Origin of the sequence: Phenylobacterium sp. (assembly GCF_024508875.1) — a bacterium.
Lineage (GTDB): Bacteria > Pseudomonadota > Alphaproteobacteria > Caulobacterales > Caulobacteraceae > Phenylobacterium.
In genome coordinates this window covers 9167-14522 of the sequence record NZ_JANINU010000005.1, presented here as the reverse complement: position 1 = coordinate 14522, position 5356 = coordinate 9167, and the positions used below count along the sequence as shown (strand labels likewise).

The 5356-nt window shown below is 68.9% G+C and carries 4 protein-coding genes and 1 pseudogene; 1 reads left to right on the top strand and 4 read right to left on the bottom strand.

Features of this window, described 5'->3' with window-relative positions; translation table 11 throughout:
* A pseudogene (locus Q0L11_RS01200) lies at nt 1-833 on the bottom strand (cytochrome P450); the annotation flags it as partial.
* Between the two features lie 100 nt (nt 834-933).
* On the opposite strand from Q0L11_RS01200, the gene Q0L11_RS01195 reads away from it, so the two are divergent.
* On the top strand, nt 934-2010 hold the full coding sequence (locus Q0L11_RS01195) for a hypothetical protein (protein ID WP_296595016.1): 1077 nt from the start codon (nt 934-936) through the stop codon (nt 2008-2010).
* Here Q0L11_RS01195 and Q0L11_RS01190 read toward each other — a convergent pair whose 3' ends face one another.
* From Q0L11_RS01190 to Q0L11_RS01180, 3 genes are read right to left on the bottom strand one after another with little or no spacing between them, the layout of a single operon-like run.
* Nucleotides 2011-2961, bottom strand: coding sequence for a type II secretion system F family protein (locus tag Q0L11_RS01190; protein ID WP_296595015.1), 951 nt, complete (start codon nt 2959-2961; stop codon nt 2011-2013).
* A 4-nt stretch (nt 2962-2965) separates the two neighbouring features.
* On the bottom strand, nt 2966-3925 hold the full coding sequence (locus Q0L11_RS01185; protein ID WP_296595014.1) for a type II secretion system F family protein: 960 nt from the start codon (nt 3923-3925) through the stop codon (nt 2966-2968).
* A gap of 2 nt (nt 3926-3927) precedes the next feature.
* Complete coding sequence (locus Q0L11_RS01180) at nt 3928-5337, bottom strand: CpaF family protein (protein ID WP_296595013.1); 1410 nt, start codon at nt 5335-5337, stop codon at nt 3928-3930.
* Nucleotides 5338-5356: the final 19 nt, after the last annotated feature.

Genomic DNA, 5356 nt, shown 5'->3' with positions numbered 1-5356 from the left:
ACGATGATGTAGTAGCTCATCGCCTCCAGGTCCGAGATCGGCTGGCCGTCGATCTTCGAGTTGGCGATGAGGCTGGCGAGGTCGCTGGTGGGGTTCGCCCGCCGCGCCTCCGACAGCCTGCGGAAGTAGTCGAAGAAGTCGGTGATGACGCCGAAGTCGATCTGGCGCTCCTCCATCGGCTTGTCGGCGTCCTCGCCCTTGCGGCCCAGCTCGGGGTCGGTGGCGCCGAACAGCTCCTGGGTCAGCTTGAGCATCCGCGGCTCGTCGCTTTCGGGAACGCCCAGGATCTCCATGATCACGTGCAGCGGGTAGTGCAGCGCCACCTCGTTCACGAAGTCGCACTCCCTGCCCTTGGCCGCCATCCGCTCGACGGCCGAGCGGGCGATGCCGCGGACGCGGTCCTCCAGCGACTTCAGGTTCTGCGGCATGAACCAGGCCTGGGTCAGCGCGCGGTACTTGTGGTGGTCGGGCGCGTCCATGTGGATCAGCGTGCGAAGCAGGTGCGGGCTGCCGCCCATCATCTCGCGCACCTTGCGGTCCGCCACCTGGCTGGTCAGAACCGGGTTGCGGTCGCCGTTGTGGAACAGGTCGTTCTGCCGGCTGATCTCCAGGATGTCGGCGTGCCTGGTCGCCACCCAGAACGGGTCCACGCCCTCGATGTCGGCGACGCCGAACGGCTCGTTCCGGCGCAGCCAGCGGTAGGTCTCATGGATGCGGCCGTCGGCGTAGGCGGCCGGGTCCGCCAGGTTGTCGGCATGGCCCTGCGGGATGCGGTGGTCGGCCGAGGTCATGACGCTCATCGCAAATTCGTCGCCGGCATGACGCGAGGTCATGCAGGACGGCGCCTCCCGTTGTTCTTATCGTGGCCCGAGTTGATACCCGCACGCGACGGCCCGCAAGCATGACCGCGCGTCAACCGGAGGGCGCGAGACGATGCTGACCAAGGGCGACGAATACCCGATCCACCAGACGCCGGAGCCGATCGCCTACGCCGGGTCCGACCGCAACTTCTACGACCGCTATTTCTTCAACTCCTACGCCCCTGACGGCTCGGCGTTCGTCGCCGTGGCCTACGGCGTGTATCCGGCCCTCAACGTCGCCGACGCCCACGTGGCCATCGTCAAGGACGGCAAGGAGACCTGCATCCACGCCTCGCGCGTGCTGGGCATGGAGCGGATGGACCTGCGGGTGGGGCCGATCAGCATCGACGTCATCGAGCCGCTGCGGATCCTGAAGGTCACGCTGGCGGGGACCGAGGGCGTGGCGGGCGAGATCACCTTCGAGGGCCGCGCCTTCCCCATCGAGGAGCCGCGCTTCGTCAAGCGCAACGGTCCGCGCCTGTTCATGGACTACACCCGCCTGACCCAGAACGTCCGCGCCTCGGGCTGGCTGCAGGTGGACGGCCAGCGCATCGAAGTCTCGGGCTGGGTCGGCACGCGCGACCGTTCCTGGGGCATCCGACCGGTGGGCGCGGCCGATCCGCAGCCGCTGCCGGGCGCGGGCTTCCCGCAGTTCTTCTGGCAGTGGTCGCCGCTGAACTTCGAGGACCGCAGCGTCTATTTCCACATCAACGCCGACCAGGACGGCAAGCCGTGGAACACCCGCGCGGTGATCCTGGAGGACGGCGCCGGCCCGGAGGGCGGTTTCCACACCGAGGCGGCTGTCATGGAGACGACCCTCGTCCCCGGGACCAAGCACGCCGCCGGCGGGGTGCTGACCATCCCGATGGACCAGGGGGCGGCCACCGTGAGGATCGAGCCCACCGGCAACACCTTCCTGATGCGCGGCATCGGCTACGGCGGCGACTGGCGCCATGGCGGTTTCAAGGGCGAGCTCGCCGTCGCGCGCGAGGACATCGACTGCGCCAACTTCGACCCGAACGACCTTGGCAACCTGCATATCCAGGCGATCAGCAAGGCGACACTGTCCGTCCCCGGCCGCCCAGACCAGCAGGGCGTGGGCGTGTTCGAACAACTGATCCTGGGGCCGTACCGCCCGCTGGGGGTCTAGCTACTTCGCCATCATCTGCATGATGCGGGCGATGGCCGGCAGCATCAGGGCGCCCAGCAGCGACGGGAAGATGAAGAGGATGAGGGGCACGGTCAGCTTGGCCGACAGCCCCAGCGCCTTCTCCTCGGCGCGAAGCATCCGCTTCTGGCGCATGTCGGTGGAGAACACCGACAGCGTCTCGCCCAGGCTGGTGCCCATCTCTTCCGCCTGGCGCAGCATGGTCGCCAGCGCGCGGGCGTCCTCGATGCCGAGGCGGTCGGCGAAGGCCGTCCACGCGTCCTTGCGGGCCCGCCCGGCGCGCAGTTCGAGAACCAGGAAGCGCAGGTGGTCGGTCAGCGACGGGTAGCGCCGCTCCAGCTCCTCGGTCACGCGACTGACGGCGGCGTCCAGCGACAGGCCGGCCTCAACCGAGGCCACCAGCAGGTCGAGGAGGTCCGGGAAACCCTCGCTGTACTCGCGCTCCCGCTTGGTCTTGCGGCTGTTGAGCACGAACTCCGGTCCGTACAGGGCGAGCAGCGACACCCCCACCGCCAGGGCCAGCGCCCCCACGTTGCCGCCCTTGTGGCCCATCATCATGGGCAGGGTCATGATCACGGCGATGGTGGCGACCAGCAGGGCCATGGCTTTGACGCCCAGGAAGACCACCGGAGCCTCGCGGCTGTAGAAGCCGGCCTGCATCAGGCGTGAGCGGAGCTGGGAGACCTTGGCCGGGTCGCGCACGGCGCTCTGCTGGCCCAGGCGGCGGATCGTGGAGAGCACCTGCTCGCCCAGCGCGCCGCCCGATTTCTCCACCATCGGGCCGCCGGGACGGCCGCCCGCGGTGGCGCCGGCCAGGCGGTTGCGGCGCAGCGCCCGAACGCGCAGCTCGGCGACCCCCATGTAGGTCAACCCGCAGAGCGCCACCAGGGTCAGCGCCAGCCCGCCCAGGTAGATGATGTTCTCGAGGGACATGGCGTCAGAGCCGCATGTTGATCATGCGCCGCATGATCATGTTGCCGAGGAAGATCCAGAAGCCGATGCCGGCCAGTCCGTACCGCACCATGGGCTCGTCGATCACGTCGCCGTAGAAATGCGGGTTGATGATCATGATCGCGCCCATCGCGATGAACGGCGCGGACGTGAGGATCATGGCGGACGCACGTCCCTCGGACGACGCCGCCTTGATCTTCAGGCGCATCTTGTGCCGGTCGCGCACGGTGTTGGCGTTCAGCTTGAGAAGGCCCGTGAGGTTGCCGCCCGTCCGCTCCTGCAGCCGCACGGTCGCGGCGAACAGGTCGATGTCGGGATGCTGGCAGCGCTCGGACATGCGCTCGATGGCCTGTTCCAGCGTGGCGCCGTAGGCGATCTCGTCGGCCGCCATGCCGAACTCGGTGCCGATCGGGTCGCTCATCTCGCGGCCCACCAGCGCGACGGCGGCGGGCACCGGGTGACCGGCCTCGAGGCTGCGCACGATGATGTCCAGCGCCTGCGGCAGCTGGAACCCGAGCGCGCTGTTGCGCTTGTTCGCCTTGAGCTTCAGGAACCCGAGCGGCGCGATCACGCCGCCCAGCAGCGCGCCGCCCACGAACCCGAACGGCGTCCGGCTCAGCACGCCCAGGCCCACGCAACCCACCAGGCCGGCCAGAGCGACGTAGGTCAGCCACTTGCGCTGGTCGTAGGGCAGGCCCGAGGCGACGATCAGGTTCGAAAGCCAGCGCAGGCGCTCGCTGCGCGCGCCGCTGGCGTTCAGCCCGCGCTGCTTGCGCAGCTCCACCACCAGGGCCGAGATGCCCTCGACCTTCTCGCCGACCTTCAGGCGCTGGTTCAGCTTGCGCTTCTGGGTGGCGACGGTGAGCAGGCCGCTGAGGCCCTGGACGCCGGCGAAAACCGCCGCCCCGATCATCACCATCACGATCGTCTTGACGTCGATCTCCATGGTCAGAGGACCTTGGTGGGATCGAAGTTGGCCGTGTCGTAGGGAATGCCCCGGCGCAGCATCTCGTCCAGGCAGCGCGGGCGCAGACCGGTGGCGCGATGCTCGCCGTGGACCGTGCCGTCGGGGTCGGTGTGGGTGCGGTTGAACAGGAAGATGTCCTGCATCTGCACCACGTTGCCTTCCATGCCGACGATCTCGGTGACGTGGGTCACCTTGCGCTTGCCGTCCGACAGGCGGTTCACCTGCACCACAAGGCCGACGGCCGAGGCGATCTGGTAGCGCACGGCCTCCGGGCCGATGTTCATGCCGCCCATGGCCACCATCTGCTCCAGACGGCTGATGGCCTCGCGCGGATTGTTCGAGTGGATCGTGGCCATCGAGCCTTCGTGGCCCGTGTTCATGGCCTGCAGCATGTCGAAGGCTTCTTCCGAGCGCACCTCGCCCAGGATCACGCGGTCGGGACGCATCCGCAGGGCGTTCTTCACCAGCTCTCGCTGGCGGATCTCACCCTTGCCCTCGATGTTCGGCGGCCGCGTCTCCATGCGCACGACGTGCGGCTGCTGGAGCTGCAGTTCGGCCGCGTCCTCGATGGTGATGAGGCGCTCGCCCTCGCTGATGGCCGCCGAGAGCGCGTTCAGCAGGGTCGTCTTGCCCGAGCCGGTGCCGCCCGAGATCACGGTCGAGACCCGGGCGCGCGAGGCGCCCCACAGGAAGTCGGCCATGGCCTGGGTCATGGCGCCGAAGTCGACCAGCTTCTCCAGCGTCAGCGGCTTCTTGGAGAACTTCCGGATCGAGACCGAGCAGCCGTCGATGGCGATGGGCGGGATGGCCGCGTTCACCCGGCTGCCGTCGGGCAGGCGGGCGTCCACCATGGGTTGGCTCTCGTCGATCCGGCGTCCCACGCCGGCGACGATCCGCTGGACGATCCGCAGCAGGTGGTCGTTGTCGCGGAACCGGATCGGGGTCAGTTCCAGCTCGCCGCGGCGTTCGACGTACACCTGGAACGGGCCGTTGATCAGGATGTCGTTGATCGCCTCGTCCTTGAGGAGAGGCTCGATCGGGCCCAGGCCGACCATCTCGTCGTAGATCGAGGCGCCGAGCTCGGCGAGCTCCTTGGTGTTGAGCGCCATCCGCTCGGCCTGGGCGAACTGGGTGACCTGGTTCAGCACCTGGCGGCGCATTTCCCCCTCGTCCAGCTTGTCCAGCTTGGCGAGGTCCAGCTCGTCGATCAGGCGCGAGTGCAGGCGCAGGCGCAGATCAAGGTGCGCGTCGCGGGGCGGCGAGGCCTTCTTCGGCTCGGCCTTGGGAGTAGGCGCCGGGGCCGGAGCCGGCGCGGGCGCGGCCGCGGCGACGGGCGCCTGGGGCGCGGGGGCCGGTTGCGGCGCCTGCCGCGCAAGGCTGAAGCGGCCCATCTACGCGGCCTTCTGCGAA

What these genes read in the sequence shown, in the direction of transcription:
- Q0L11_RS01195 (WP_296595016.1), top strand. Translation starts at nt 934, where the DNA reads ATGCTGACCAAGGGCGACGAATACCCGATCCACCAGACGCCGGAGCCG.
- Q0L11_RS01190 (WP_296595015.1), bottom strand. Translation starts at nt 2,961, where the DNA reads ATGTCCCTCGAGAACATCATCTACCTGGGCGGGCTGGCGCTGACCCTG.
- Q0L11_RS01185 (WP_296595014.1), bottom strand. Translation starts at nt 3,925, where the DNA reads ATGGAGATCGACGTCAAGACGATCGTGATGGTGATGATCGGGGCGGCG.
- Q0L11_RS01180 (WP_296595013.1), bottom strand. Translation starts at nt 5,337, where the DNA reads ATGGGCCGCTTCAGCCTTGCGCGGCAGGCGCCGCAACCGGCCCCCGCG.